This window comes from Enterobacter sp. 2VL (assembly GCF_005503595.1).
In the GTDB taxonomy this organism is placed as follows: domain Bacteria; phylum Pseudomonadota; class Gammaproteobacteria; order Enterobacterales; family Enterobacteriaceae; genus Enterobacter; species Enterobacter cancerogenus.
This window is the reverse complement of the sequence record NZ_SCNE01000007.1, coordinates 115,819-141,220: the sequence shown is the minus strand read 5'-3', so window position 1 is coordinate 141,220 and position 25,402 is coordinate 115,819. Positions and strand designations below refer to the sequence as shown.

General features: G+C 55.8%; 21 protein-coding genes. 16 read left to right on the top strand and 5 right to left on the bottom strand.

Going from position 1 to position 25,402, the window contains the following annotated elements; all coding sequences use genetic code 11:
• Positions 1-368: 368 nt before the first annotated feature.
• Positions 369-1,307: a malate dehydrogenase gene (mdh, locus tag FFS28_RS17020; RefSeq protein WP_088208430.1), complete on the top strand. Its 939-nt coding sequence runs from the start codon at positions 369-371 to the stop codon at positions 1,305-1,307.
• Between the two features lie 87 nt (positions 1,308-1,394).
• On the opposite strand, the gene degS is transcribed toward mdh, so the two are convergent.
• The 3 genes from degS to zapG form a co-directional block, all read right to left on the bottom strand.
• On the bottom strand, positions 1,395-2,462 hold the full coding sequence (gene degS / locus FFS28_RS17015; RefSeq protein ID WP_006178829.1) for an outer membrane-stress sensor serine endopeptidase DegS: 1,068 nt from the start codon (positions 2,460-2,462) through the stop codon (positions 1,395-1,397).
• 92 nt (positions 2,463-2,554) lie between these two features.
• Entirely contained in the window at positions 2,555-3,922 is a 1,368-nt protein-coding gene (gene degQ / locus FFS28_RS17010; RefSeq protein ID WP_137903530.1) for a serine endoprotease DegQ, read from the bottom strand.
• 170 nt (positions 3,923-4,092) lie between these two features.
• A complete protein-coding gene (gene zapG / locus FFS28_RS17005) occupies positions 4,093-4,491 on the bottom strand; it encodes a Z-ring associated protein ZapG (protein WP_006178827.1) in 399 nt (132 codons plus the stop codon).
• 189 nt (positions 4,492-4,680) lie between these two features.
• Here zapG and zapE point away from each other — a divergent pair, with 189 nt between their 5' ends.
• The 15 genes from zapE to nanQ all read left to right on the top strand — a co-directional run bounded on the left by zapE (position 4,681) and on the right by nanQ (position 19,102).
• The gene (gene zapE, locus FFS28_RS17000; RefSeq protein WP_137272581.1) at positions 4,681-5,805 is read left to right on the top strand and encodes a cell division protein ZapE; all 1,125 of its coding nucleotides are present in this window, start codon (positions 4,681-4,683) and stop codon (positions 5,803-5,805) included.
• Positions 5,806-6,179: 374 nt separating this feature from the next.
• Positions 6,180-6,608 carry a 50S ribosomal protein L13 gene (rplM, locus tag FFS28_RS16990; protein ID WP_006178824.1) on the top strand — a complete coding sequence of 143 codons (429 nt, stop codon included), beginning with the start codon at positions 6,180-6,182 and terminating at the stop codon, positions 6,606-6,608.
• 15 nt (positions 6,609-6,623) lie between these two features.
• Positions 6,624-7,016 carry a 30S ribosomal protein S9 gene (rpsI, locus tag FFS28_RS16985; RefSeq protein WP_003860436.1) on the top strand — a complete coding sequence of 131 codons (393 nt, stop codon included), beginning with the start codon at positions 6,624-6,626 and terminating at the stop codon, positions 7,014-7,016.
• 308 nt (positions 7,017-7,324) lie between these two features.
• Entirely contained in the window at positions 7,325-7,963 is a 639-nt protein-coding gene (gene sspA / locus FFS28_RS16980) for a stringent starvation protein SspA (RefSeq protein ID WP_014071978.1), read from the top strand.
• A 5-nt stretch (positions 7,964-7,968) separates the two neighbouring features.
• Positions 7,969-8,460 carry a ClpXP protease specificity-enhancing factor gene (gene sspB, locus FFS28_RS16975; protein ID WP_137903529.1) on the top strand — a complete coding sequence of 164 codons (492 nt, stop codon included), beginning with the start codon at positions 7,969-7,971 and terminating at the stop codon, positions 8,458-8,460.
• 618 nt (positions 8,461-9,078) lie between these two features.
• Entirely contained in the window at positions 9,079-9,756 is a 678-nt protein-coding gene (locus tag FFS28_RS16970) for a DUF1120 domain-containing protein (RefSeq protein WP_137903528.1), read from the top strand.
• A gap of 120 nt (positions 9,757-9,876) precedes the next feature.
• Positions 9,877-10,581, top strand: a complete 705-nt coding sequence (locus FFS28_RS16965; protein WP_137903527.1) for a fimbria/pilus chaperone family protein — start codon at positions 9,877-9,879, stop codon at positions 10,579-10,581.
• A 9-nt stretch (positions 10,582-10,590) separates the two neighbouring features.
• Positions 10,591-13,011: a fimbrial biogenesis usher protein gene (locus FFS28_RS16960; RefSeq protein WP_137903526.1), complete on the top strand. Its 2,421-nt coding sequence runs from the start codon at positions 10,591-10,593 to the stop codon at positions 13,009-13,011.
• Positions 13,008-13,568: a DUF1120 domain-containing protein gene (locus FFS28_RS16955; RefSeq protein ID WP_006178816.1), complete on the top strand. Its 561-nt coding sequence runs from the start codon at positions 13,008-13,010 to the stop codon at positions 13,566-13,568. The genes FFS28_RS16960 and FFS28_RS16955 overlap by 4 nt, the downstream gene beginning before the upstream one ends.
• Positions 13,569-13,677: 109 nt before the next feature.
• Positions 13,678-14,457, top strand: a complete 780-nt coding sequence (nanR, locus tag FFS28_RS16950; RefSeq protein WP_006178815.1) for a transcriptional regulator NanR — start codon at positions 13,678-13,680, stop codon at positions 14,455-14,457.
• A 125-nt stretch (positions 14,458-14,582) separates the two neighbouring features.
• Positions 14,583-15,476, top strand: coding sequence for an N-acetylneuraminate lyase (gene nanA, locus FFS28_RS16945; protein WP_058609387.1), 894 nt, complete (start codon positions 14,583-14,585; stop codon positions 15,474-15,476).
• Between the two features lie 112 nt (positions 15,477-15,588).
• Positions 15,589-17,079 (top strand): MFS transporter, encoded by a 1,491-nt coding sequence (locus FFS28_RS16940; protein WP_006178813.1) that lies wholly within the window; start codon positions 15,589-15,591, stop codon positions 17,077-17,079.
• Between the two features lie 4 nt (positions 17,080-17,083).
• Positions 17,084-17,788 (top strand): N-acetylmannosamine-6-phosphate 2-epimerase, encoded by a 705-nt coding sequence (locus FFS28_RS16935; RefSeq protein ID WP_137903525.1) that lies wholly within the window; start codon positions 17,084-17,086, stop codon positions 17,786-17,788.
• Positions 17,769-18,638, top strand: a complete 870-nt coding sequence (nanK, locus tag FFS28_RS16930; RefSeq protein ID WP_137272586.1) for an N-acetylmannosamine kinase — start codon at positions 17,769-17,771, stop codon at positions 18,636-18,638. Before FFS28_RS16935 ends, nanK begins: the two co-directional genes overlap by 20 nt.
• The gene (gene nanQ, locus FFS28_RS16925) at positions 18,635-19,102 is read left to right on the top strand and encodes an N-acetylneuraminate anomerase (protein ID WP_137903524.1); all 468 of its coding nucleotides are present in this window, start codon (positions 18,635-18,637) and stop codon (positions 19,100-19,102) included. The genes nanK and nanQ overlap by 4 nt, the downstream gene beginning before the upstream one ends.
• A gap of 37 nt (positions 19,103-19,139) precedes the next feature.
• Here the strand turns inward: nanQ and FFS28_RS16920 are convergent, their stop codons facing one another.
• Together FFS28_RS16920 and gltB are read right to left on the bottom strand one after the other, a co-directional pair.
• On the bottom strand, positions 19,140-20,558 hold the full coding sequence (locus FFS28_RS16920; protein ID WP_006178809.1) for a glutamate synthase small subunit: 1,419 nt from the start codon (positions 20,556-20,558) through the stop codon (positions 19,140-19,142).
• A gap of 9 nt (positions 20,559-20,567) precedes the next feature.
• A complete protein-coding gene (gene gltB / locus FFS28_RS16915; RefSeq protein WP_137903523.1) occupies positions 20,568-25,028 on the bottom strand; it encodes a glutamate synthase large subunit in 4,461 nt (1,486 codons plus the stop codon).
• Between the last annotated feature and the right edge of the window lie 374 nt (positions 25,029-25,402).

The window sequence follows — 25,402 nt, the reverse complement described above, 5'->3', positions numbered from 1 at the left end:
ACAACATTATTATGCATGTGGATGAATTTTTATGCAAACAATCAGCCAGGGGCCTGGCTGAAATAATGTTATGAAAAGGGAGTGATTTTATCAGGTTTCGTTATCAGAAAACATGCCTGGCTCACGCCACGCAAATAAGCTTAAAAGTAAATTAAATGTTATCAAAATGATGTTGTTTTGATGGCGGGGCAGGGTGTATTGTTAACCCCTCTTAAATCGTTGCCGCTGTTGCCCGGATGGCATTCTGGCAATAAAGGCGTGTGACCTCAAAATATTTAGCGACGAAAATTGTAATTATTTACCTGCTGAATTATGGTCCCCGCAACGGATTTACAGATACTAAAGTTAACCATAATAAGGAGTTTAGGATGAAAGTCGCAGTCCTCGGCGCTGCTGGTGGTATCGGCCAGGCGCTTGCCCTACTACTGAAAACCCAACTGCCTTCCGGCTCAGAACTCTCCCTGTACGATATTGCTCCTGTCACCCCTGGTGTGGCGGTCGATCTGAGCCACATCCCGACAGCTGTGAAAATCAAAGGCTTCTCCGGTGAAGATGCGCGTCCTGCTCTGCAGGGTGCAGACGTCGTGCTGATCTCCGCAGGCGTAGCGCGTAAACCAGGTATGGATCGCTCAGACCTGTTCAACGTGAACGCGGGCATCGTGAAAAACCTGGTACAGCAGATCGCTGAAACCTGCCCGAAAGCGTGCATCGGCATTATCACCAACCCGGTGAACACCACGGTTGCTATCGCCGCCGAAGTGCTGAAGAAAGCCGGTGTTTACGATAAGAACAAACTGTTCGGCGTCACTACTCTGGACATTATCCGTTCCAATACCTTCGTGGCTGAGCTGAAAGGCAAACAGCCTGCGGAGATTGAGGTTCCTGTGATTGGCGGCCACTCTGGCGTGACCATTCTGCCTCTGCTGTCGCAGATCCCGGGCGTGAGCTTCACCGAGCAGGAAGTGGCTGATCTGACCAAACGCATTCAGAACGCGGGTACCGAAGTGGTCGAAGCGAAGGCGGGTGGCGGATCGGCAACGCTCTCTATGGGCCAGGCGGCGGCGCGTTTCGGTCTGTCTCTGGTGCGTGCGCTGCAGGGCGAGAAAGACGTTGTGGAATGCGCTTACGTTGAAGGCGACGGCGAACACGCTCGCTTCTTCTCTCAGCCGCTGCTGCTGGGCAAAAACGGTATCGAAGAGCGTAAGTCTATTGGCACGCTGAGCGCGTTTGAACAACACGCGATGGAAGGCATGCTGGACACGCTGAAGAAAGATATCACCCTGGGCGAAGAGTTCGTTAACAAGTAAAACATACTCTTCTGCTATAGGCCGGGTAAGCGTGAGCGCCACCCGGCAAAAAAAACCGAAGCACAGGCTTCGGTTTTTTTATGGCTGTCAGTTCGTCGCCGGGTATTCCTGAATCGTTACCTGAATGGTCAGCTTCTTATCGTTACGCATGACTTCGACAGGGATGATGGAGCCTGGGCGGATCTCTGCCACCTGGTCCATGGTTTCCAGCGCGGAAACGGCCGGGACACCATTAACCGATACGATGACGTCGTTCACCTGAATCCCCGCGTTGGCCGCCGGGCCGCCCGGAGAGACTTCGTTCACCACGATACCCTGGATCGGATCGATACCGCCGCCCTGCGAGTGCATTGGCGCAATTTCACGTCCGCCGATGCCGATATAGCCACGGATCACCCGGCCATCGCGGATCAGCTTGTCCATAATCTTTGTGGCCAGCTGGAAGGGAATGGCAAAACCGATGCCTTCCGGCGTTTCACCGTCGTTGCTCTTATCGAACGAAAGGGTGTTGATCCCCATCAGCTCGCCCAGCGAGTTTACCAGCGCGCCGCCGGAGTTCCCGTGGTTGATTGATGCGTCGGTTTGAAGGAAGTTCTGCCGTCCTGACGGGTTCAGTCCGATTCGCCCGGTGGCGCTAATAATCCCCTGGGTGATGGTTTGCCCCAGGTTATAGGGGTTACCGATGGCCAGCACCACATCACCGATGTGCGGGGTGCGTTTGCGGTTAATCGGAATGGTCGGCAGACCGCCCGTGGCGTTGATTTTCAGAACGGCCAGATCGGTCAGGCTGTCAGAACCGACCAGAAGCGCCTCAAACACGCGGCCATCCTGCAAGGCGACGATGATCTGGTCAGCATCATTGATGACGTGTTTGTTGGTAATGATGTAGCCGCGTTCGTCCATAATGACGCCGGAGCCGAGCGTGCGGATCTCCAGCTGATTATGGCTTGAGGAGTTAAGCCCGCGATTATAGACATTCACCACGGCGGGCGCGGCGCGGCGAACAGCCTGATTATAGGTGGCAGGCGTGTCATCCGTGCTGTCGAACTGAGGGGCCGTCAGTTTGTTGAACTGGCGTAAAGACGGCATCGCCACTAGCAGCAGGCCAGCGACAAGTAAACCAATGACAATCGAACGAGTGAGCTTTAAAAGCATGATGCGCGCGTCGGTAATAAAGGAACGGTTTGCAGCATAACATGAGTTATCCGGACATCACACGCGACGGCGATGTCCGGTGTCGCAAATGCTTAACGCAGTAAAATGTAGATCGTATCGTTGCCACGAACAATCTGCAGGGCAACGACGGCCGGTTTGCTTTCCAGGATCTTGCGCATTTCCGCAATGGACTGCACGCGATTGCGGTTAACACCGATGATCACGTCCTCCGGGTGTAAACCCGCCTGGGCAGCCGGACTGCTCTTCTCGACCGTATCGACGGTAATGCCTTTGGTGCCGTCTTTAAGCTGACCATCGCTCAGCGTCGCCCCTTGCAAGGCTGGCGCAATAAGCTCTGCGCTGGCGGAGGAGGAGGTGCTCTTGTCGAGCGTCACTTCCACGTCCATTGGCTTGCCATCGCGGATCAGGCCCAGCTTCACTTTGGCCCCCGGCTCGGTGGTCGCGATGCGCGAACGCAGCTCGGCGAAGCTGCTGAGCGGCTTATCGTTCAGGCTGACAATCACATCACCGGATTTCACCCCTGCTTTGGCCGAGCCGGAGTTGGCGAGCACTTCGCTGACAAACGCCCCGCGCTGCACGTTAAGGTTAAACGCTTTGGCGATATCCGCGCTCATCTCCATGCCCTTGATCCCCAGCAGGCCACGTTTGACTTCGCCAAACTGAATCAGCTGCTGAGAGAGGGTTTTGGCCATATTGCTGGGAATGGCAAAGCCAATCCCGACGCTGCCGCCGCTTGGGGCGAGGATAGCGGTGTTAATGCCGATGAGCTCGCCGTTGAGGTTAAGCAGCGCGCCGCCGGAGTTCCCCCGGTTGATGGAGGCGTCGGTCTGGATAAAGTTTTCCAGCCCTTCCAGATTCAGGCCGCTGCGCCCGAGCGCAGAGACAATGCCGGAGGTAGCGGTCTGGCCTAAACCGAACGGGTTACCCACCGCGACGGCAAAATCACCCACGCGCAGCTTGTCGGAGTCGGCAATGGCAATCTGGGTCAGCTTGCTCGGATTCTGTATCTGGACCAGCGCGATATCGCTCTGATCGTCTCCGCCAATCAGTTTGGCATCAAACTCCCGTCCGTCATTAAGCTGGACGCTGATTTTATCCGCCTGGCTGATGACGTGGTTATTGGTCAGGATATAGCCTTTGGCCGCATCAATGATGACCCCTGAGCCGAGGCCTTCAAACGGCTGTGCCTGCTGGTCGGGGGCTTCGTCGCCAAAGAATTTCTTCAGCTCTTCAGGGACGCGCTGGCTTTGCAGCGCGGTGCCTTCAACTTTCACGCTGACCACGGCGGGCAAGACTTTTTCCAGCATCGGCGCGAGGCTAGGAATGGCCGTCTGGCCGGGAACCTGTGCAGGCAGCGTTGCGGTAGCCGGGAAGGATGCCGAGAGCGATAACCCGACACTTAACGCGATAGCGCTTAACAGCTGGTTTTTTTTCTTCATCGATGCTGACTCTTGTATCCTGGAATGAAAGAAGAACGGCCCAAAAACATATTGATGTTATTGAATTTTAATCCACTGAACAATGAGGCGTTAGACTAAATAATAGCTGGGGACGAGAAGAAAGGACGGGCGCAACCGAGGCGCCCGTAAAATTTATTCAGGTTGTGCGATTAATCGCGTTTTGCGCCACCGCGCAGCAGGCCGGATGCGCCGTCTGAGTAGTCACGAGGCATCTGTACCGGCGCCTGATCGTTACCCGCTTCGGAGTCAGCCAGGCGGTTGCGGAACGGGTTGGTTTCCGCGGTCATTTCCGGCAGCAGGCTGCTGGAGCTTTTTGCCATGTGCTGATACAGCTGGCGATAGTCGGTTGCCATGTTATCCAGCAACTCCGCGCTACGCGCAAAATGGCTCACCAGCTCTTCACGATACTCTTCCAGCTCGGCTTTGTTCTTTTCCAGTTCGTACTGCAGTGACTGCTGCTGACGCAATTTGCGATTACCGAAACGCATGGCCACAGCACCAATGATAATGCCGACGACTAACCCAATTAGCGCGTATTCCCAGGTCATGAACTTCTCCCGTTGTCTTGTTGTTCCGTAGGGTGTTGGCTCGGCTCCTGCCTGTGCCTGATTATGCCACTATAACCGCTATTTCCGCAGAAGTGGAATCCTGACGTATCATCGCGTAGTGTAGAACGGCCTTTTTTTCATCAGTCACGCCTGCTGGTGAGTATTAACCGAAGGAATAACAATAAGATTATGCAAAGCCTTTCCCCCTCATCGCGATATCAACAGGCCCTGGATACGGGCTCACACCAGCCAGATAACGTACAGCGTGAAGCGGTCAACCGCCTCGATAAGATTTATCAGGCGCTGACGCACAAACCCGAAGAAACGGCGCAGGGCGGCGGGTTGAAAGCGGCCTTTGGCCGGTTGCTGGGCAAAAAAACGCCTCAGGCTGATGCACCGGTTCGCGGCTTATATATGTGGGGCGGCGTAGGACGGGGCAAAACCTGGCTGATGGACATGTTCTACCAGAGCCTGCCGGGGACGCGTAAGCAGCGTCTGCACTTCCACCGTTTTATGCTGCGGGTGCACGAAGAGCTGACGGAACTACAGGGCAAAAGCGATCCGCTGGAGATTGTTGCCGATCGCTTTAAGGCCGAAACGGACGTGCTTTGCTTTGACGAATTTTTTGTCTCCGATATCACCGACGCCATGCTGCTGGGCGGCCTGATGAAGGCCCTGTTTGCGCGGGGGATCACGCTGGTGGCAACCTCGAATATTCCACCGGATGAGTTGTACCATAACGGGCTGCAGCGCCCGCGTTTCCTGCCAGCTATTGATGCCATCAAACAGCACTGTGACGTGATGAACGTCGATGCGGGCGTCGATTATCGTCTGCGCACGTTAACCCAGGCACACCTGTGGCTTTCGCCGCTGGACGCGCAGACCACGAGCCAGATGGATAAACTGTGGCAGGCGCTGGCCGGGGCAAAACGTGAGAATGCGCCGGTGCTGGAAATAAACCATCGCCCGTTACAAACGCTGGGCGTAGAGAATCAAACCCTGGCCGTTTCCTTTGCCACGCTCTGCGTCGATGCCCGCAGCCAGCATGATTACATTGCGTTATCGCGCCTCTTCCATACCGTGATGCTGTTTGATGTGCCGGTAATGACGCTGCTGATGGAGAGCGAGGCGCGCCGCTTCATCGCGCTGGTCGATGAGTTTTATGAGCGGCACGTCAAGCTGGTGGTCAGCGCGGCCGTGCCTTTATATGAGATCTATCAGGGCGAACGCCTGAAGTTTGAGTTCCAGCGCTGTCTGTCGCGCCTGCAGGAGATGCAGAGCGAAGAGTACCTCAAGCGTGAGCATATGCCATAAACGGCACTTGGGGGCAATATCAGCCTTTATTACGCTACCCTATCCCCGTGGGAGAGGGGCTGGGGGTGAGGGCAACGGCTTTATTACGCTACCCTCTCCCTGTGGGAGAGGGGCTGGGGGTGAGGGCACCAGACTGCACAAATCCCACCCCCGAAAAACCCACTCCGAATCACATTTAGGGGTCGATCTTTGACCTCAACTTCTCTATAATCTTGCGACCCCACGTTACGAGAAGGTTTTTTCCCGAAACTTTCTATGTGTCGGCATGTGCTATTCGAAGGGGTAGGTTTGCCGGACTCTGTCGTGTGAACCTCAACTGACTAAACGTTTGGGTGTTCACCAACGTGTAACTTATTTATTTGGGTAAGCTTTTAATGAAAACTTTTACAGCTAAACCAGAAACCGTACAACGCGACTGGTATGTTGTTGACGCGACCGGTAAAACTCTGGGCCGTCTGGCTACTGAACTGGCTCGTCGCCTGCGCGGTAAGCATAAAGCGGAATACACTCCGCACGTTGATACCGGTGATTACATCATCGTTCTGAACGCTGACAAAGTTGCTGTTACCGGCAACAAGCGTACTGACAAAGTGTATTACCATCACACCGGCCACATCGGTGGTATCAAAGAAGCGACCTTTGAAGAGATGATTGCTCGCCGTCCTGAGCGTGTGATTGAAATCGCGGTTAAAGGCATGCTGCCAAAAGGCCCGCTGGGTCGTGCTATGTTCCGTAAACTGAAAGTTTACGCAGGCAACGAGCACAACCACGCGGCACAGCAACCGCAAGTTCTTGACATCTAATCGGGATTATAGGCAATGGCTGAAAATCAATACTACGGCACTGGTCGCCGCAAAAGTTCCGCAGCTCGCGTGTTCATCAAACCGGGCAGTGGTAAAATCGTAATCAACCAACGTTCTCTGGAACAGTACTTCGGTCGTGAAACTGCCCGCATGGTAGTTCGCCAGCCGCTGGAACTGGTTGATATGGTAGAAAAACTGGATCTGTACATCACTGTTAAAGGTGGTGGTATCTCCGGTCAGGCAGGTGCGATCCGTCACGGTATCACCCGCGCTCTGATGGAGTACGACGAATCCCTGCGTTCTGAACTGCGTAAAGCTGGCTTCGTTACTCGTGACGCGCGTCAGGTTGAACGTAAGAAAGTGGGTCTGCGTAAAGCACGTCGTCGTCCACAGTTCTCCAAACGTTAATCCTTTTCTGCTCACGCAGAACGATTGGCGAAAAACCCGCTTCGGCGGGTTTTTTTTATGGATAATGCGCAGGTTATCCACAGCATCAAGGCATATATCTTCTCTTTTTCCACATTTCCAGAATCCCCTCACCACAAAGCCATCAAAATCTGGTAAACTATCATCCAATTTTCTGCCCAAATATCAGTGAATACTCGGTTTTTGTTCGATTCTTGAACAGTGTGTCTTCTCTGGGATGGGCGATACTTCATCTGGCTGGCCTCGTTGGGCCAGTAGCAGTAAAATTCTGAATATACCTGGAGGTTTTCATGGCTGTCGCTGCCAACAAACGTTCGGTAATGACGCTGTTTTCTGGTCCTACTGACATTTATAGCCATCAGGTTCGTATCGTGCTGGCCGAGAAGGGTGTCAGTTTTGAGATCGAGCATGTGGAAAAGGATAACCCGCCTCAGGATCTGATCGATCTCAACCCGAGCCAAAGCGTACCGACGCTTGTGGATCGCGAGCTGACCCTGTGGGAATCCCGTATCATTATGGAATACCTGGATGAGCGTTTCCCGCATCCGCCGCTGATGCCTGTTTACCCTGTTGCACGTGGTGAAAGCCGCCTGTACATGCAGCGCATCGAAAAAGACTGGTACACGCTGATGAACGTTATCGTCAACGGTTCCTCTTCTGAAGCCGATGCTGCACGTAAGCAACTGCGTGAAGAACTGCTGGCTATCGCACCTGTCTTTGGTCAGAAACCTTTCTTCCTGAGTGACGAATTCAGCCTGGTGGATTGCTACCTGGCTCCGCTGCTCTGGCGTTTGCCAACCCTGGGCGTCGAGTTCAGCGGTCCGGGCGCGAAAGAACTGAAAGGCTACATGACGCGCGTCTTTGAGCGCGACTCATTCCTGGCATCTTTAACTGAACCGGAACGTGAAATGCGTCTCGGCCGAGGCTAATGACTGTGGAAATGTCACAACTTTCACCACGCCGTCCGTATCTGCTGCGCGCCTTCTATGAATGGCTGCTGGACAACCAGCTCACGCCGCACCTGGTTGTGGATGTGACGTTGCCAGGCGTGCAGGTTCCGATGGAATATGCGCGTGACGGGCAGATCGTGCTGAACATTGCGCCGCGTGCGGTAGGCAACCTTGAACTGGCTAACGATGAAGTGCGTTTCAATGCGCGCTTCGGCGGTGTGCCACGCGTGGTTTCCGTTCCGCTGGCTGCGGTGCTGGCTATTTATGCGCGTGAAAACGGCGCGGGGACCATGTTCGAGCCGGAAACGGCTTATGATGAAGACGTCGCCAGCCTCAACGATGAAGAAGGCGCGTCGGAAAACGAGACGGTTATGTCAGTTATTGAGGGTGATAAGCCTGATAATAGCGACGATAACGATCCCGATGACGATCCGCCACCGCGCGGTGGTCGCCCGGCCTTACGCGTGGTTAAATAGTACAAACGATGTTCTATTGCTAATCCGGTTGGTTAATAGCCAACTGGATTTTTTATTTATGGAAGCAAAATATCATTAAAAATAATTATTAGAGAATTTTTTAAGCGTGCTGAATTGAAACCATTCTTATACCGGATGCATTGATACGCCAGCGGCTGCGTTTGCAGCACATCCCTACAGCCCACGCGGCTTTATCGTCAAAATGAAGACATAAAATTGTACCGCTAAGCCTGTTAAGTCGTGCAGAACGCCGCATATCCCGTTACCTTTTTTTATCCCTGCTCTTATCTCAATTCATTAAAAAATAACATATAAATGTAATAAATCATTAATAATGTAATTAGGGGGAAGCGTAACGTAAATATCGCGTCAATCGAGGCGTGAGCATTCGTATCATGAATGAAAATAGCAATAAGTACGCTATTAGCACGTAGTTAATAATCACAGCTTATAGATCTTATAATGCTAAAGAGAGTCGTTAAATTTCCTAAATTGAATCTATTAATAAAAAATATATTATCACACCATGCTTTAACGCATGCCTAAAACAGAAAGAGATAAATTGAATTTATCAAAACTGTATAAAATATTTCATGATTCAATGTTAAGGATTAACAAGTGAAAAAGGTTCTTCTCGCTACTGCGCTTTCCCTGTGTGTCACTTCTGCTTTCGCAGCAAACCCAACTGCGGTACTGAAGGTTAGAGGTACACTGACCAATGCGGCATGTACGCCAGTATTAAGCAACGGTGGTACCGTTGACTACGGTACTATTAACCTGGGTAGCCTGAGCCCAACTAACGTCAACCAGCTGGGTCAGAAAAATATCGACCTGACCATCAACTGTGCTGCAGCAACACGCGTTTCCTGGAATATGGTTGACGATCGCGCTGATACCAACGCCAACCTGGAAGTCGCAAACGCACGCTTCGACGGTGATGCCCTGACTTCTACCGACCAGACTTTTGGTGTCGGCAAAACTGCCGGTAACGTTAAAATCGGTTCCTATTCTCTGTTTGTGAAAACAGACAGTGTTAAAGCCGATAACGTTACCGTCGATCCAATCATCCGTTCCGGTACTACCGGTGCATGGACGAAGACCACGAACGGTTCCGCTCAGGGACAGAGCCTGCGTGACTTTACCGTTGCGACCACTGGCTCTGTTGACCCGCTGGCATTCCAGACCGCTACCTTCCCACTGGTAACGTCTTTGGCAATCGACAAAACGTCTACCCTGGCGATCACTGATGACACTAATCTGGACGGTCAGATCACCATCAGCCTGCGTTACCTGTAATTTTTTATAGCGTAAACGACAGCTAAATTAACGCAGAGAGTAAATGGCATACATTTACTCTCTTTGTCTTAGCGCGATCAACATGGAATGTGAAGTTGTTGCTATCAAGGAGATAACACGATGCAATGCTTAAAATCAGATGTTTTTAAAACGCTCATCGCTGCCGCATTATTGTCGATGAATGTTGCCGCGCACGCGGAAGGGATGGTTCCCGAGACCAGTTTGCTCATTATTGATGAGGCAACACATAGCGGGACGATTAATATAAAAAACACCGATTCTCATCCCTCGCTACTCTATACAAATATTATTGACCTGCCGGATGATCAAGGCCTGAAACTGATTGTGACGCAACCCGTGGTTCGTCTTGAGCCGGGTCAAACACAGCAGCTGCGCTTTATTCTGCAGAGCAAACAACCCCTGGATGTAGAACATTATAAACGTGTTACCTTCGATGGTATTCCACCGAAAAAAGACGATAACAAAATAAAGATTGGGATCAATATCCGTCAGGATATCCCGGTACTGATCCGTCCTGCGAAACTGGGTGTGGTGACGGATGCGTGGAAATATTTGAAATGGTCGTCGACGGGTTCAACCGTTACCGCAACTAACCCGAGCAAATATGTTGTTCGACTGGCACAAAAAGTCGTACTTCAGCCGTCTGGGGCCATTGGGACGTTTGATAAAACCTATATTTTGCCGGGCGAAACGATGTCCGCTTCGTTAAACAAATCGGCAAGCGGCGACGCTAACGTCAAATTCTTCCCTGCAAGCCGCTATGGCGTAGAAGTACCGAGCTTTATTTCGGAATTAAACAAATAAAACAGGACGTTGACGGTGAGTAAACGAAGCCGCCTTGCAATTTGTGTCCGCGCCATTCTTTGCGGCACACTACCTCTGGTTATCCTCGAACCCACTTCCGTCCTGGCGAGGGAAGTGATGTTTGATATGGGCGTCATGCAAACGCTGGGTTTAAATGCAGATTTAAACAAGTATTTTGCAGAAGCTCCCCGGTTTTTACCCGGCACTCACTCCGTCAACGTAAAAGTTAACGGCCAGGAGCGCGGGGTAGCTGCCGTCCGGTTTAACCAGGACGGCAAGCTTTGTTTTGATAACGATCTTCTCGATTTTGCGGGATTGATGCCCGTTCCGATTGGGGCGAAAGAAAGTTGTCACGATATCCACGACGACTATCCCCGCGCGGTCATCAACGCCCTGCCGAACCAGGAAGCCGTTGAGCTGTATCTCCCGCCTGAAGCCGTTAACAGCCTCTCCTCGGACATTAAAAACTTTCAGCATGGCGGCACCGCAGGGCTTCTGAACTACACGCTGTTCAGCACCCTGAACGAATACGGTGATAGCGATAGCAGCCGCTACTCCCAGGCAAACCTGGAAGCGGGCTTTAACGCCTTCGACTGGTCGCTGCGCAGCAACTATATCCTGACGGATGACGACGGCAAAAAAAGCGCGGATAGCATCTATACCTATGCGGAGCATGTCTTTGTCCCGCAAAAGCTCACGATGCAGATCGGCGAAATCAACGCCAACTCAAACGTGCTCAGCGGCGTTCCCATTACCGGTATTCAGCTTATGCCAACGGACGGCCTCACCCAGAGTGGCTCTGGCGTGAGCGTCTCCGGTATCGCACGTTCTTCGCAGGCCCGCGTTGAAATTCGCCAGAACGGGCAGCTGATTTTCAGCACCCTGGTACCCGCCGGTCCCTTCACCCTTGATGACGTTCCCGTCGCGCGTAACAACGTGAATCTTGATGTGTCCGTGGTTGAAGCGGATGGTGCCATCAACCGCTTTATTGTGCCTGCCACCGCCGTGAAGGCGCGCAACCTGTCGCGGCCGCAGGGTTTGACCGTTTCCCTCGGGCAGGTGAGAAATATTGACAGCGAATACAGCGATCCGCTGGTGATGAACGTGTCCGACGGCTGGCGCATTTTCCCGTGGATGAACCTGGTTGCCTCCGCCGCGGCCGCGGAAGATTACCAGGCCGCGGGTGGAAAAACGGATTTCCTCGTTACCGATGACTGGACGTTGTCGACTACCGCGGCGGCAAGTAAAGCGTCGTTCGGAGACAGCAATAACGGCCTGAAAACCGAGCTGGAAAGTAATGTCAGGCTGAGCGAAGACGTTGGATTTTCCGCCAGTGCAACCCACTACAGTGGGGGATATCGCGAACTGTCCGATGCCATGGACGATGAGTACACGGGGTATGACAACACCTATAGCGGTAGCCTCAACGTCTCTGCCGGCGCGGCTGGCAATATTAGCGCCGGGTTTACCTACAACCAGAGCGGCGGGGACGATCAGGATTCGCGCTATCTGCTGCTCTCGTGGGGCAAAACCTTTAAATACGCGTCCGTGACGGCAAACTGGCAGAGCGCGGTAGGCAACGTTGATGACGATCAGGACAACGATCTGCTGTACATCAACGTGAGCATTCCGCTGAGTAGCGGCCAGTCGGTCAGCACCTATATGCGTAAAGAGGGTGACAGCACCAGCTACGGCGTGTCTAACAGCGGGTCCATTGGGGATAACACCCACTACTACATCTCCGCCGACCGCGACCAGGATTCTAAACAGAACAGCGTTAACGGCAACCTCAACACCAACCTGCACTACACGCAGGTCAGCGTTGGAGGCGGCACCAGCGGTGATAACCAACGCAACTACAACGCTACCCTTTCAGGCGGCGTGGCGGTGCACAAAAACGGCGTGACCTTCTCGCCATATGCCATCCGGGATACCTTCGCTATCGCCCGGTTGAGCGAGAAGAAAAGCGGGGTAGAGATATCCTCACCTCAGGGCACCATCTGGACCGATGCCTGGGGACAGGCCGTTATTCCTTCTCTGAATGAATGGCAAAACTCACGTATCGAAGTGGATGCGAATAAGCTGCCGCAAAACATGACCCTGGCAAACGGGACCAAGTACCTTGCCGCAGGGCACGCCTCGGTAAGCGAAGTAGACTTCAGGGTGCTCAATAGCCGACGCGTCATGCTGCGCGTGAAGATGAGCAATGGGCAGGCGCTAAAAAAAGGGCTGACGATTGAGGATGCCAGGGGCAATTACATTGTGACCAGCGTGGACGATGGCCACGTCTTTATCAACGACGCAGAGCAACTTTCAGGGCTGTACGCCATAGACGACAACAACAATCGCCTGTGCAAAATTAACTACAGCCTGCCTGAGAAGCGTGATGAAGAGGCGTTTTACGAAGAAATTAATGGAGTATGCCAATGAATAATCGACGTTTAGGCGGCCTGGCGGCACTGATGATGGTTGGCATGTCGTCTTTTGCCTGGGCCGATGAGTGCCAAATCACGCTCTCTCAGCCCGTGGTGGACTACCACACGATGCGCCGCGAGGATATCAAAGCCACGCAGCAGGACTGGCATAAAATGGCCGATCGTGACGTGAACGTGAACGTCTTCTGCCCGGAGCCGCAGAAGATGGCGGTGTTAGTGCAGGGCGCTTCCGGTGAAAAAGGGCGCTTTATGCTGGGCCAGTCCGGCGGCGTTGCGGTAAAAATTGCCGATCTGTTCGTTGATGGTAAAAGCTATACCGTGGGTAAGACGGTCGATCAGCTGAACTTCACGCCGGTCAGCGGCAGCCCTTCGCCGTTCTATCTGCACAACAATGAAGCGGTTATCGCGGTGGAAAATAACCAAATCCCATCCGGACGGCAGATGAGCTTTAAGGTAACGCTATCGCCGGTGTTAAAAGACGCTGCCTTTAGCCATGTTACCGATCAAACGTCCCTTGAGAGTGATTTAACCTGGAGTCTGCTGACGAAGTAGTCCCGCCTCCCACGTCCTGCCGTCCCTTCCCGGCGGCAGGGCGCTGTTTCGCGCCCTCAGATATCCTGTGTTATGATGAAGCGTTTTCCTTCTCCGGCACCGGACTGCTATGAAACCGATTGATCTCAAAGCTGAAAAGTCATCCGAAACGATGGGGCGTATGCTGCGTCGGCGTCCGCTGGCGCGTAAAAAGCTGTCCGACATGGTGGAAGAAGAGCTGGAGCAGATGATCCGCCGTCAGGAGTTTGCCCAGGGCGAGCAGCTTCCCTCCGAGCGTGAACTGATGGAATTCTTCAACGTCGGTCGCCCCTCGGTGCGTGAGGCGCTGGCGGCGCTGAAGCGTAAAGGGCTAGTGCAAATCAACAACGGCGAACGTGCCCGCGTCACCGTCCCTTCGGCTGATACCATTATCAGCGAGCTGTCGGGGATGGCGAAAGATTTCCTGACCCAGCCTGGCGGCATTGCCCACTTCGAGCAGCTGCGCCTGTTCTTTGAATCCAGCCTGGTGCGCTATGCCGCAGAGTACGCCACAGACGATCAGATCGATCGCCTGACCAGGGCGCTGGACATTAACAGCCAGTCGCTCAACGACAACGCGCTGTTTATTCGATCCGACGTCGATTTCCACCGCGTGCTGGCCGAGATCCCCGGCAACCCGATTTTTAATGCCATCCACGTTGCGCTGCTTGACTGGCTGATTGCCGCCCGTCCTCAGGTGCCCGATGCCGAACTGTATCAGCACAATGAAGTCAGCTACCGTCAGCACATTGCGATCGTCGATGCGATCCGCCGACGCGATCCTGATGAAGCCGATCGCGCGCTACAAACCCATCTCAACAGCGTTTCCGCCACCTGGCACGCTTTCGGCCAGCATTCCAGCGCCAAATAATCACGATCCTTTAGTGAAGTAGATCGCAATATACGCGTTCTCTATGATACTGCTGCATAAGTGATCTGGTATAACAGGTATAAAGGTATGTCGTTATAACAAACACACGATCGCTTGAGGTAACTATGGCAATGCAACTACGCGGCGTAATGGCCGCACTCCTGACCCCGTTTAACCAGCAGCAAATGCTGGACGAAGAGAGCCTGCGCCGGCTGGTGCAGTTCAATATTGCGCAGGGAATCGACGGGCTTTACGTCGGCGGGTCAACAGGGGAGGCCTTTGTACAAAGCCTTTCCGAACGCGAACAGGTGATGGCGATCGTAGCGGACGAGGCGAAGGGCAAAATCACCTTGATCGCCCACGTCGGCTGCGTGAGCACAGCTGAAAGCCAGCAGCTCGCAGCCTCTGCGGCGCGCCAGGGCTTTGATGCTGTGTCCGCCGTCACGCCGTTCTACTATCCGTTCAGCTTTGAGGAACATTGCGATCACTACCGTGCAATTATTGATTCTGCGGATGGTTTGCCGATGGTGGTCTATAACATTCCGGCGCTGAGCGGGGTCAAACTGACGCTCGATCAGATCAACACGCTGGTGACTCTCCCGGGCGTGGGGGCGTTGAAGCAAACCTCAGGGGATCTTTTCCAGATGGAGCAGATCCGCCGGGCGCATCCGGATCTGGTGCTCTACAACGGCTACGACGAAATCTTTGCATCCGGTCTGCTGGCAGGGGCTGACGGCGGCATCGGCAGCACCTACAACATCATGGGCTGGCGCTATCAGGCCATTGCCCGGGCGGTACGCGAGGGGGATAACGCCACCGCGCAGCGTCTGCAAAGCGAATGCAACAAGGTCATCGACCTGCTGATCAAGGCCGGCGTTTTCCGCGGCCTGAAAACGGTGCTGCACTATATGGATGTGGTCTCCGTCCCGCTGTGCCGTAAGCCGTTTGCGCCGGTAGATGAAAAATTTGTGCCGGCACTTAAAGCCCTGGCAGAGCAACTGATGGCGGAAAAACGCTAACGCACTGCCGGATGGCGTTTCGTTTATCCGGCCTGTAAAAACGCGATACGTAGGCCGGATAAGGCGCAGCCGCCATCCGGCTCAACGACATAGAAATCGTCGGGAGAGTCAAATGAGTATGTCTACCCAAAGCATCCCGTGGTATCGCCATCTTAGCCGCCCCCAGTGGCGTGCGTTCTCCGCCGCCTGGCTGGGATATCTGCTTGATGGCTTCGATTTTGTATTAATAGCCTTAGTTCTGACGGAAATAAAAAGTGAATTTGGCCTCACCACGGTGGAAGCGGCAAGCCTGATATCGGCGGCCTTTATTTCACGCTGGTTCGGTGGCCTGCTGCTGGGCGCAATGGGCGATCGCTATGGCCGCAAGCTGGCGATGATCACCAGCATTGTACTCTTCTCCTGCGGCACGCTGGCCTGCGGTTTTGCGCCGGGCTACGTCACCCTGTTTATCGCCCGCATGGTGATCGGTATGGGGATGGCGGGGGAATACGGTTCCAGCGCAACCTACGTGATTGAAAGCTGGCCGACGCAGCTGCGCAACAAGGCAAGCGGTTTTTTGATCTCCGGATTTTCCGTGGGTGCGGTGATAGCCGCTCAGGTCTACAGCCTGGTCGTGCCGGTGTGGGGCTGGCGCGCGCTGTTCTTTATCGGCATTTTGCCTATCGTTTTTGCTCTCTGGCTGCGTAAAAACATACCGGAAGCGGAAGACTGGAAGGCGAAGCACGAAGGTAAAGCGCCAGTACGCACCATGGTCGACATTCTCTATCGCGGCCCATACCGCGTGATTAACATCCTGATGACCGTGTTTGCCGGTACCGCGTTGTGGTTCTGCTTTGCCGGAGAGCTGAATAATGCGGGGCTGGTGGTGATCCTGGGCCTGCTGTGCGCCATCGTGTTCATCAGCTTTATGGTGCAAAGTAGCGGCAAACGCTGGCCTACGGGCGTCACGCTGATGGTGGTGGTGCTGTTTGCTTTTCTCTACTCATGGCCGATTCAGGCGCTGTTGCCCACCTGGCTTAAAACCGAGCTGGGGTATGACCCGTCAACGGTGGCGCGCGTGCTGTTCTTTAGTGGGTTTGGGGCAGCGGTAGGCTGCTGCGTGGGCGGTTTCCTCGGAGACTGGCTGGGCACGCGCAAGGCGTACGTCTACAGCCTTATGGCCTCGCAGCTGCTGATCATCCCCGTCTTTGCGATCGGTGGCGCAAATGTCTGGGTACTGGGCTTGCTACTCTTTTTCCAGCAGATGCTGGGGCAGGGCATTTCCGGGATCTTACCCAAGCTCATTGGCGGCTATTTCGATACCGACCAGCGTGCCGCCGGGCTGGGCTTTACCTACAACGTCGGGGCGCTGGGCGGGGCCATTGCGCCGGTGATTGGCGCCTTGCTGGCGCAAAACATGGAGCTGGGCACGGCATTGGGGTCGCTCTCGTTTGGCCTGACGTTCGTGGTGATCCTGCTCATCGGTCTGGACATGCCCTCACGCGTTCAGCGCTGGGTCCGCCCGGAAGCCCTGCGTACGCACGACGCGATTGACGGTAAACCGCTGAGTGGCGCAGTGCCGTTGGGTGCCGACAAACGCGGCCCGATCAAACATAAAGGATAATGTGATGTCGTTGATTGAAACCCTGAGCCAGAAAATAAACGTCACGGGCGGGCTGATCGTCTCCTGCCAGCCGGTGCCGGGAAGCCCGTTAGACAAGCCTGAGATCGTCGCGGCGATGGCGCTTGCCGCTGAACACGCCGATGCCATTGCCGTTCGCATTGAGGGCCTTGCCAACCTGCGTGCCGCGCGACCGCTGCTCTCAATTCCGGTAATTGGCATCATCAAACGCGATCTCCCCGATTCGCCGGTACGCATCACGCCGTTTCTTGAGGATGTGGACGATCTGGCGCACGCCGGGGCGGATATTATTGCCTTTGACGGCACCGATCGCCTGCGGCCTGCCTCGCGAGAGGCGATTGTGGCAAGGATCCACCACCATGGGCGGCTGGCGATGGCCGACTGTTCCTCGCCTGAAGATGGACGCTATTGCCAGCAGCTCGGGGCCGAATTTATCGGCTCGACGCTCTCGGGCTACCTGACGCCGGACACGCCCGACGAGCCTGATCTGGCGCTGGTACGTGCCCTGAGCGAAGCTGGCTGTCGGGTTATCGCCGAAGGACGCTATAACTCCCCGGAACTGGCCGCTCAGGCAATGCAGCATGGGGCGTGGGCGGTAACCGTGGGGTCTGCGATCACCCGGCTGGAGCATATCTGCCAGTGGTTTAACGACGCGATGCGTGAGGTGCGCCATGACAACCCTGGCCATTGATATCGGCGGGACAAAGCTCGCCGCCGCGCGGGTTGAGGGCCGCAGCATTACCGCTCGCCGCGAGTGCGCAACCCCCGCCAGCCAGACGCCGCAGGCGTTGCAGGAGGCGTTACGCACGCTGATCGCGCCGCTAAGGGCGCAGGCCGTGCGGGTGGCGGTAGCCTCCACGGGCATCATTCACGAAGGCGTACTGACCTCCATTAACCCGTCGAATCTGGGCGGGCTGGCGCAGTTTCCGCTGGTGGCGTCTCTCTCTGCAATGACCGATTTGCCCGTGACGGCAATCAACGATGCGCAGGCCGCGGCATGGGCCGAGTTCTGCGCGCTGCCCGATAATGACGATATGGTCTTTCTGACCGTATCAACCGGCGTGGGCGGTGGCGTGGTGCTTAATGGCAAACTCCAGACGGGCCGCGGTGGGCTGGCCGGCCATCTGGGGCACACTCAGGCCGACCCGGCGGGGCCGCTGTGCGGCTGCGGGCGACGCGGCTGCGTCGAGGCCATTGCCTCCGGGCGTGGAATTGCGGCGGCAGCACACGGTGAACTGGCCGGGCTGGATGCAAAAGCGATATTCGCCCGCGCGGCGCAGGGCGATCCTCAGGCCCGTCAGCTGGTGGCGCACTCCGCGCGAACGCTGGCCGCCCTCATTGCAGACGTCAAAGCCGTCACCGACTGTCAGACCGTGGTGGTAGGCGGCAGCGTGGGGCTGGCGGAAGGGTATTTACCGCAGGTTGCCGGATATCTGTCTCAGCAGCCGGGTGTTTATCAGGTCGCGCTTCGGGCGGCGCATTATCGCCACGATGCCGGGCTGTTGGGTGCCGCGCTTGTGGCTCAGGGAGGCACGTTATGATATTGGGCGAGTTACCGTCGCTGGCGTCATCAGGGTTACCCGCACACTTGCAGCACGCCATAACCCTGGCGCTTGCCGCACGGCCGCAGGAGAAAGCGCCCGGCCATTACGCGCTGCAGGGCGAGGAGATCTTTATGAACGTCATGCAGTTTGTCACCCAGTGGCCGGAGCAGAAGCAGGCCGAGCTGCACGAAGCGTATATTGATATCCAGCTGCTGCTGGCGGGTGAAGAACGTATCCTGTTTGGTGTTGCGGGGGCCGCGCGCGAATGCGGGGAATGGCATAGCAGTGAAGATTATCAGCTGTGTAGCCGCATTGAAGGGGAGCAATCGCTGGTACTGCAACCGGGAATGTTTGTGGTCTTTATGCCGGGAGAGCCGCACAAGCCGGGCTGCGCGGTGGCTTCGACGGGGGAGATCAAAAAGGCCGTTGTGAAGGTCCGTGCCAGCCTGTTAACCGCGTAAAAAAAGCCGGATGGCGTGTGCTCATCCGGCTCGTTTTTTACACTTCCAGGTAGTTCAGGATCCCGTCAGCCGCTTTACGACCTTCGGCAATCGCTGTGACCACCAGGTCGGAACCGCGAACGATATCGCCACCGGCGAAGATTTTCGGGTTGCTGGTCTGGAAGGCATTGTCGCTGCCTTCCGGAGCAATCACGCGGCCCTGCGAATCCAGCTCAACGCTGTGCTTCGCCAGCCACTCCATGCTGTGTGGACGGAAGCCGAACGCCATCACCACCGCATCCGCCGGGATCACATGCTCGGAGCCCGCCACGATTTCTGCACGGCGACGGCCTTTCGCATCCGGCGCACCCATCTCGGTACGCGCCATTTTCACGCCGCTCACTCTGCCGTTAGCATTCACTTCCACGCCCAGAGGCTGGATGTTGAACTGGAACTCCACACCCTCTTCACGCGCGTTTTTCACTTCACGCTTAGAGCCGGGCATGTTCTCTTCGTCACGGCGATAGGCACAGATAACGTGCGCCGCATTCTGACGAATGGAGGTTCGCACGCAGTCCATGGCGGTATCACCGCCGCCCAGCACCACCACGCGTTTGCCTTCCATGCTGACGAATGGCTCGTCGGTCGTTTCGCCGTAACCCATGATCTGCTTCGTATTGGCAATCAGGAACGGCAGCGCATCATACACGCCAGGCGCATCTTCATTTTCCAGCCCGCCGCGCATGGACTGATACGTCCCTACGCCGAGGAACACGGCATCGTAATCCTTCAGCAGGTCGTCGAGCTGCACGTCGCGGCCTACTTCCACGTTCAGTTTGAACTCAATACCCATGCCGGTGAAGATTTCGCGGCGGCGGGTCATGACCTCTTTTTCCAGCTTGAAGGCCGGGATGCCGAACGTCAGCAGGCCGCCGATTTCTGGATGACGGTCGAAGACCACCGCTTTGACGCCGTTACGGGTCAACACGTCCGCACAGGCCAGGCCCGCCGGGCCTGCACCAATGATGGCTACGCGTTTGTCGGTTTGACGCACGCCGGTCATATCCGGACGCCAGCCCATTTCGAACGCTTTATCGTTGATATAGCGTTCGATGTTACCGATGGTCACCGCACCAAACTCGTCGTTCAGCGTACAGGAGCCTTCACACAGGCGGTCCTGCGGGCAGACGCGGCCACACACTTCCGGCAGGGTGTTGGTCTGGTGAGACAGCTCGGCGGCTTCAAAAATACGTCCTTCGTTGGCGAGCTTCAGCCAGTTTGGGATGTAGTTATGGACCGGGCATTTCCATTCGCAGTAAGGGTTACCGCAGGACAGGCAGCGGTCTGCCTGCGCTTTGGCCTGGCCTTCTGAAAACGGCTCATAGATTTCTACAAATTCAATTTTACGGATCTTCAGCGGTTTCTTTGGCGGATCAACGCGCTGCAGGTCGATAAACTGGTATACGTTCTGGCTCATTGCTACCCCTTACTGCGCCTGCACACGCAGCTCTGCTGCGCTACGACTACGGTGACCCAACAGTGCTTTCACATCGCTGGACTTCGGTTTAACCAGCGCGAATTTCGCAGAGAACGCTGGCCAGTTCGCCAGGATCTCTTCGCCGCGCGAAGAACCGGTATGCTGCACGTGTTCAGTAATCAAACCGCGCAGGTGTTCTTCGTGGATTGCCAGGGTATCAACGTCCAGCACTTCCACCAGTTCCGGGTTCACGCGTTTGCGGAACTCGCCGTCTTCGTCCAGGACGTAAGCAAACCCGCCCGTCATGCCTGCGCCGAAGTTCACGCCGGTTTTACCCATGACGCACACAATCCCGCCCGTCATGTATTCACAGCCGTTATCGCCGATGCCTTCCACCACGGTGATGGCACCGGAGTTACGCACCGCAAAACGCTCACCTGCACGACCGGCTGCAAACAGACGACCGCCGGTTGCACCGTACAGACAGGTGTTACCGATGATGCTGGCTTCGTGGCTGCGGAAGGCGGAGCCGACCGGCGGACGTACCGCCAGCAGACCGCCTGCCATGCCTTTGCCGACGTAGTCGTTGGCATCGCCGGTCAAGTACAGCTCAACGCCGCCCGCATTCCAAACGCCAAAGCTCTGACCCGCCGTGCCGCTGAAGTGCGCGGTAATCGGATCGGATGCCAGACCCTGGTCGCCGTGCGTTTGCGCGATGTAGCCCGAGAGCGAGGCACCGACGGAACGGTCGGTGTTGCGGATATCAAACCAGAACGTTTTGCTCTGCTTATCATCCACATACGGCTTCGCCTGCTGCAACAGCTGCGCATTCAGCACGCCGTTGTCGAAAGGCGGGTTTTTCTCGGTGCAGTAGACCGCTTTGCCAGGATGCGGCTGCGCGGTTTCAAGCAGTTTGCTCAACGCCAGTTTCTGCTGTTTGGCAGTAAACCCTTCCAGCTCTTTCAGCAGGTCGGTACGGCCAATCAGATCCACCAGACGCTTCACGCCCAGCTGCGCCATCAGTTCGCGGGTCTCGCGGGCGATGAAATCAAAGTAGTTGGTCACTTTGAACGGCAGACCGTGATAGTGATTCTTACGCAGCTTCTCGTCCTGGGTTGCCACACCGGTTGCGCAGTTGTTGAGGTGGCAAATACGCAGGTATTTACAGCCCAGCGCCACCATCGGGCCGGTGCCGAAGCCAAAGCTTTCCGCACCCAGAATCGCTGCCTTGATGATGTCGAGGCCGGTTTTCAGGCCACCGTCCACCTGCAGGCGGATCTTGTGGCGCAGGCCGTTAGCCACCAGCGCCTGCTGGGTTTCCACCAGGCCCAGCTCCCACGGACAGCCCGCGTATTTCACAGAGGAGAGCGGGCTTGCGCCGGTACCGCCGTCGTAGCCAGCGATGGTGATGAGGTCTGCGTAGGCTTTTGCCACGCCGGTGGCGATGGTGCCGACGCCCGGTTCGGAAACCAGCTTCACGGAGATCATCGCCTTCGGGTTAACCTGTTTCAGGTCGAAAATCAGCTGCGCTAAGTCCTCGATAGAGTAGATATCGTGGTGAGGCGGCGGGGAGATCAGCGTCACGCCCGGCACCGAGTAGCGCAGTTTGGCGATGTACGGCGTGACTTTATCACCCGGCAACTGACCGCCTTCGCCCGGTTTAGCCCCCTGAGCGACTTTAATCTGAATTACGTCGGCGTTGACCAGGTACGCAGGCGTTACGCCAAAGCGACCGGATGCCACCTGCTTAATACGCGACACTTTATTGGTGCCGTAGCGGGCAGGATCTTCGCCGCCTTCGCCGGAGTTCGAGTTACCGCCGATGCTGTTCATGGCTTCCGCCAGGGCTTCATGGGCTTCCGGGCTGAGCGCGCCGATAGACATCGCCGCGGTATCGAAGCGTTTGAACAGCTCGGTTGCTGGCTCCACGTCGTCGATGCTAACCGCCTCGTCGCCCGGGTTAAGGGCAATAAGATCGCGCAGCGTCGCCGCCGGACGGTTATTCACCAGCTCAGCGTACTGCTGATAATCACGGTATTCACCGCTCTGCACCGCCTGCTGCAGCGTGCGCACAACGTCCGGGTTGTAGGCGTGGTATTCGCCACCGTGAACGTATTTCAGCAGGCCGCCCTGATCCAGCGGCTTACGTGCCAGCCAGGCGCGTTTCGACAGGTTCACCAGATCCTGCTGGAAATCAGCAAAACCGGCTCCGCCGATACGGCTGATCACGCCCTGGAAGCACAGGTTCGCCACATCGTCGTGCAGGCCAACCGCTTCAAACAGCTTCGAGCAACGGTAAGAGGCAATGGTCGAGATGCCCATTTTGGACATGATCTTGTACAGGCCTTTGTTGATGCCGTTACGGTAGTTCAGCATCACGGCGCGGTAGTCTTTGTCGATCGCACGGGTATCTACCAGGCGTGCCAGCGTTTCGTAGGCCAGATATGGATAAATGGCCGTCGCACCAAAGCCTAACAGCACGGCGAAGTGGTGCGGGTCACGGGCGCTTGCGGTTTCAACAATGATGTTGGCGTCGCAGCGCAGGCTCTTGTCCACCAGACGCGTCTGGATCGCTCCTACGGCCATCGGCGCAGGCACCGGCAGACGGTTTTTGGCGATGTTGCGGTCGGAGAGCACCAGCAGAACGGTGCCGTTGCGCACCATCTGTTCGGCTTTATCACACAGCGCGTTTACCGTCTCTTTGAGGCTCGTTTCGGTCACGTCGAAAGTGATATCGAGCGTGTCGGCGCGATAGTGCTCCTCTTTCATGGTGGTCAACTGCTTGAAATCGGAGTAGAGCAGGATCGGCGATTTAAAGGTCAGACGGTGGGCCTGGCCTTCGGCTTCGCAGAAGACGTTCATCTCGCGACCGATGCTGGTGGCCAGCGACATGACGTGCGCTTCACGCAGCGGATCGATTGGCGGGTTGGTAACCTGCGCAAACTGCTGGCGGAAGTAGTCGTAAATGATGCGCGGCTGGCTGGAGAGCACGGCAAATGGGGTGTCATCGCCCATTGAGCCGACCGCTTCCTGGCCGTTTTCACCGAGCACGCGGATCACCGAGTCCAGCTCTTCCGCGCTGTAGTTAAACTGTTTCTGGAAGCTCGCGAGGGTGTCGTCGTCCATCTCGCGGCTGCCCACTTCGTCGTCGGACAGGTCTTCGAACGGCACCAGACGGCGGACGTTTTTCTCCATCCATTCTTTGTACGGGTGGCGGCTTTTCAGGTCGTTATCGGTTTCGGCGGAGTGAAGAATACGCCCGCCACGGGTATCGATAACCATCAGCTCGCCCGGTCCAACGCGGCCTTTCTCGACCACTTCGTCAGGCTGGTAATCCCAGATACCGACTTCAGACGCGCAGGTGATGAGCTTATCTTTGGTGATAACGTAGCGCGCCGGACGCAGGCCGTTACGGTCCAGGTTACAGGCGGCAAAGCGGCCGTCGGACATGACGATGCCCGCCGGGCCGTCCCACGGCTCCATGTGCATGGAGTTAAAGTCAAAGAACGCGCGCAGCTCCGGATCCATATCCGGGTTGTTCTGCCAGGCCGGTGGCACGAGCAGACGCATGGCGCGAACGATGTCCATCCCGCCTGCCAGCAGCAGCTCAAGCATGTTATCCATGGAGCTGGAGTCCGAGCCGGTTTCGTTCACGAACGGTGCGGCGTCGTGCAGATCGGGGATCAGCGGCGTCTGGAATTTATAGGTACGGGCGCGCGCCCACTGGCGGTTACCGGTGATGGTGTTGATTTCGCCGTTGTGTGCCAGATAGCGGAACGGTTGAGCCAGCGGCCAGCGTGGAACGGTGTTGGTGGAGAAGCGCTGGTGGAACAGGCAAATGGCCGATTCCAGACGCAGGTCCGCCAGGTCCAGGTAGAAGCGCGGCAGGTCAGCCGGCATACACAGACCTTTATAGATGTTCACCAGGTTGGAGAGGCTACAGACGTAGAACTCTTTATCGTCCTGAAGACGTTTTTCAATGCGGCGGCGAGCGATAAACAGACGGCGTTCCATATCACGTGGACGCCAGCCCGCAGGCGCGTTGACAAAAATTTGTTCAATGCGAGGCAGCGAGGAGAGGGCAATTTCACCGAGCACCCCTTCATTGGTTGGCACATCGCGCCAGCCGACAATCGACAGGGTTTCGCGCTGAAGTTCTTCTTCAACGATGCGGCGTGAGGCGGCTGCTTTTTCAGGATCCTGATTCAGGAACAGCATGCCGACAGCGTAGTTTTTGGCTAAACGCCAGCCGCGCTCTTCCGCCACGATACGGAAGAAACGATCCGGTTTTTGCAGCAGCAGACCGCAACCGTCGCCGGTTTTACCATCGGCAAGGATGGCACCACGGTGCTGCATGCGGGCCAGTGCGTGAATGGCAGTACGCACTACCTTGTGGCTAGGTTCGCCTTCTATGTGGGCGATCAGGCCGAAACCACAGTTATCCTTCTCAAGGGATTTATCGTACAACATATCAGTGAACCTCCCCAGGCTCGTCGGGCTTCTCTCTGAACGTTACCGTGGCGCACAGGCACAGAAAGAGCATGGCGACGGGGATTGCGTTTCATACGCGCACCTCGCATTCGCCCTCTTTTTCATCCTTTCGCGCAGGTAAACAAGTTTGAGGACTTGCTTCAGAGGGAATCTCAATTACTGCATAAATATGATGAGCAGATTGCTCATCCAGAAAGCTTCCAGCGGATTTCCAACTTATCGGGAATTGGTACACAGGTCAAATGGCAATCTTATTTATACAAAAATGTGCTAATAGGTAGGTAACTTTCTGTTTAAAAAGATAATTTATCTATTTTTACAACCACGCTTTGCTCCGGGAAGCGCGCAGGGAG

What these genes read in the sequence shown, in the direction of transcription:
- mdh (WP_088208430.1), top strand. Translation starts at nt 369, where the DNA reads ATGAAAGTCGCAGTCCTCGGCGCTGCTGGTGGTATCGGCCAGGCGCTT.
- degS (WP_006178829.1), bottom strand. Translation starts at nt 2,462, where the DNA reads ATGCTTTTAAAGCTCACTCGTTCGATTGTCATTGGTTTACTTGTCGCT.
- degQ (WP_137903530.1), bottom strand. Translation starts at nt 3,922, where the DNA reads ATGAAGAAAAAAAACCAGCTGTTAAGCGCTATCGCGTTAAGTGTCGGG.
- zapG (WP_006178827.1), bottom strand. Translation starts at nt 4,491, where the DNA reads ATGACCTGGGAATACGCGCTAATTGGGTTAGTCGTCGGCATTATCATT.
- zapE (WP_137272581.1), top strand. Translation starts at nt 4,681, where the DNA reads ATGCAAAGCCTTTCCCCCTCATCGCGATATCAACAGGCCCTGGATACG.
- rplM (WP_006178824.1), top strand. Translation starts at nt 6,180, where the DNA reads ATGAAAACTTTTACAGCTAAACCAGAAACCGTACAACGCGACTGGTAT.
- rpsI (WP_003860436.1), top strand. Translation starts at nt 6,624, where the DNA reads ATGGCTGAAAATCAATACTACGGCACTGGTCGCCGCAAAAGTTCCGCA.
- sspA (WP_014071978.1), top strand. Translation starts at nt 7,325, where the DNA reads ATGGCTGTCGCTGCCAACAAACGTTCGGTAATGACGCTGTTTTCTGGT.
- FFS28_RS16965 (WP_137903527.1), top strand. Translation starts at nt 9,877, where the DNA reads ATGCAATGCTTAAAATCAGATGTTTTTAAAACGCTCATCGCTGCCGCA.
- FFS28_RS16955 (WP_006178816.1), top strand. Translation starts at nt 13,008, where the DNA reads ATGAATAATCGACGTTTAGGCGGCCTGGCGGCACTGATGATGGTTGGC.
- nanR (WP_006178815.1), top strand. Translation starts at nt 13,678, where the DNA reads ATGAAACCGATTGATCTCAAAGCTGAAAAGTCATCCGAAACGATGGGG.
- nanA (WP_058609387.1), top strand. Translation starts at nt 14,583, where the DNA reads ATGGCAATGCAACTACGCGGCGTAATGGCCGCACTCCTGACCCCGTTT.
- FFS28_RS16940 (WP_006178813.1), top strand. Translation starts at nt 15,589, where the DNA reads ATGAGTATGTCTACCCAAAGCATCCCGTGGTATCGCCATCTTAGCCGC.
- FFS28_RS16935 (WP_137903525.1), top strand. Translation starts at nt 17,084, where the DNA reads ATGTCGTTGATTGAAACCCTGAGCCAGAAAATAAACGTCACGGGCGGG.
- nanK (WP_137272586.1), top strand. Translation starts at nt 17,769, where the DNA reads ATGACAACCCTGGCCATTGATATCGGCGGGACAAAGCTCGCCGCCGCG.
- nanQ (WP_137903524.1), top strand. Translation starts at nt 18,635, where the DNA reads ATGATATTGGGCGAGTTACCGTCGCTGGCGTCATCAGGGTTACCCGCA.
- FFS28_RS16920 (WP_006178809.1), bottom strand. Translation starts at nt 20,558, where the DNA reads ATGAGCCAGAACGTATACCAGTTTATCGACCTGCAGCGCGTTGATCCG.
- gltB (WP_137903523.1), bottom strand. Translation starts at nt 25,028, where the DNA reads ATGTTGTACGATAAATCCCTTGAGAAGGATAACTGTGGTTTCGGCCTG.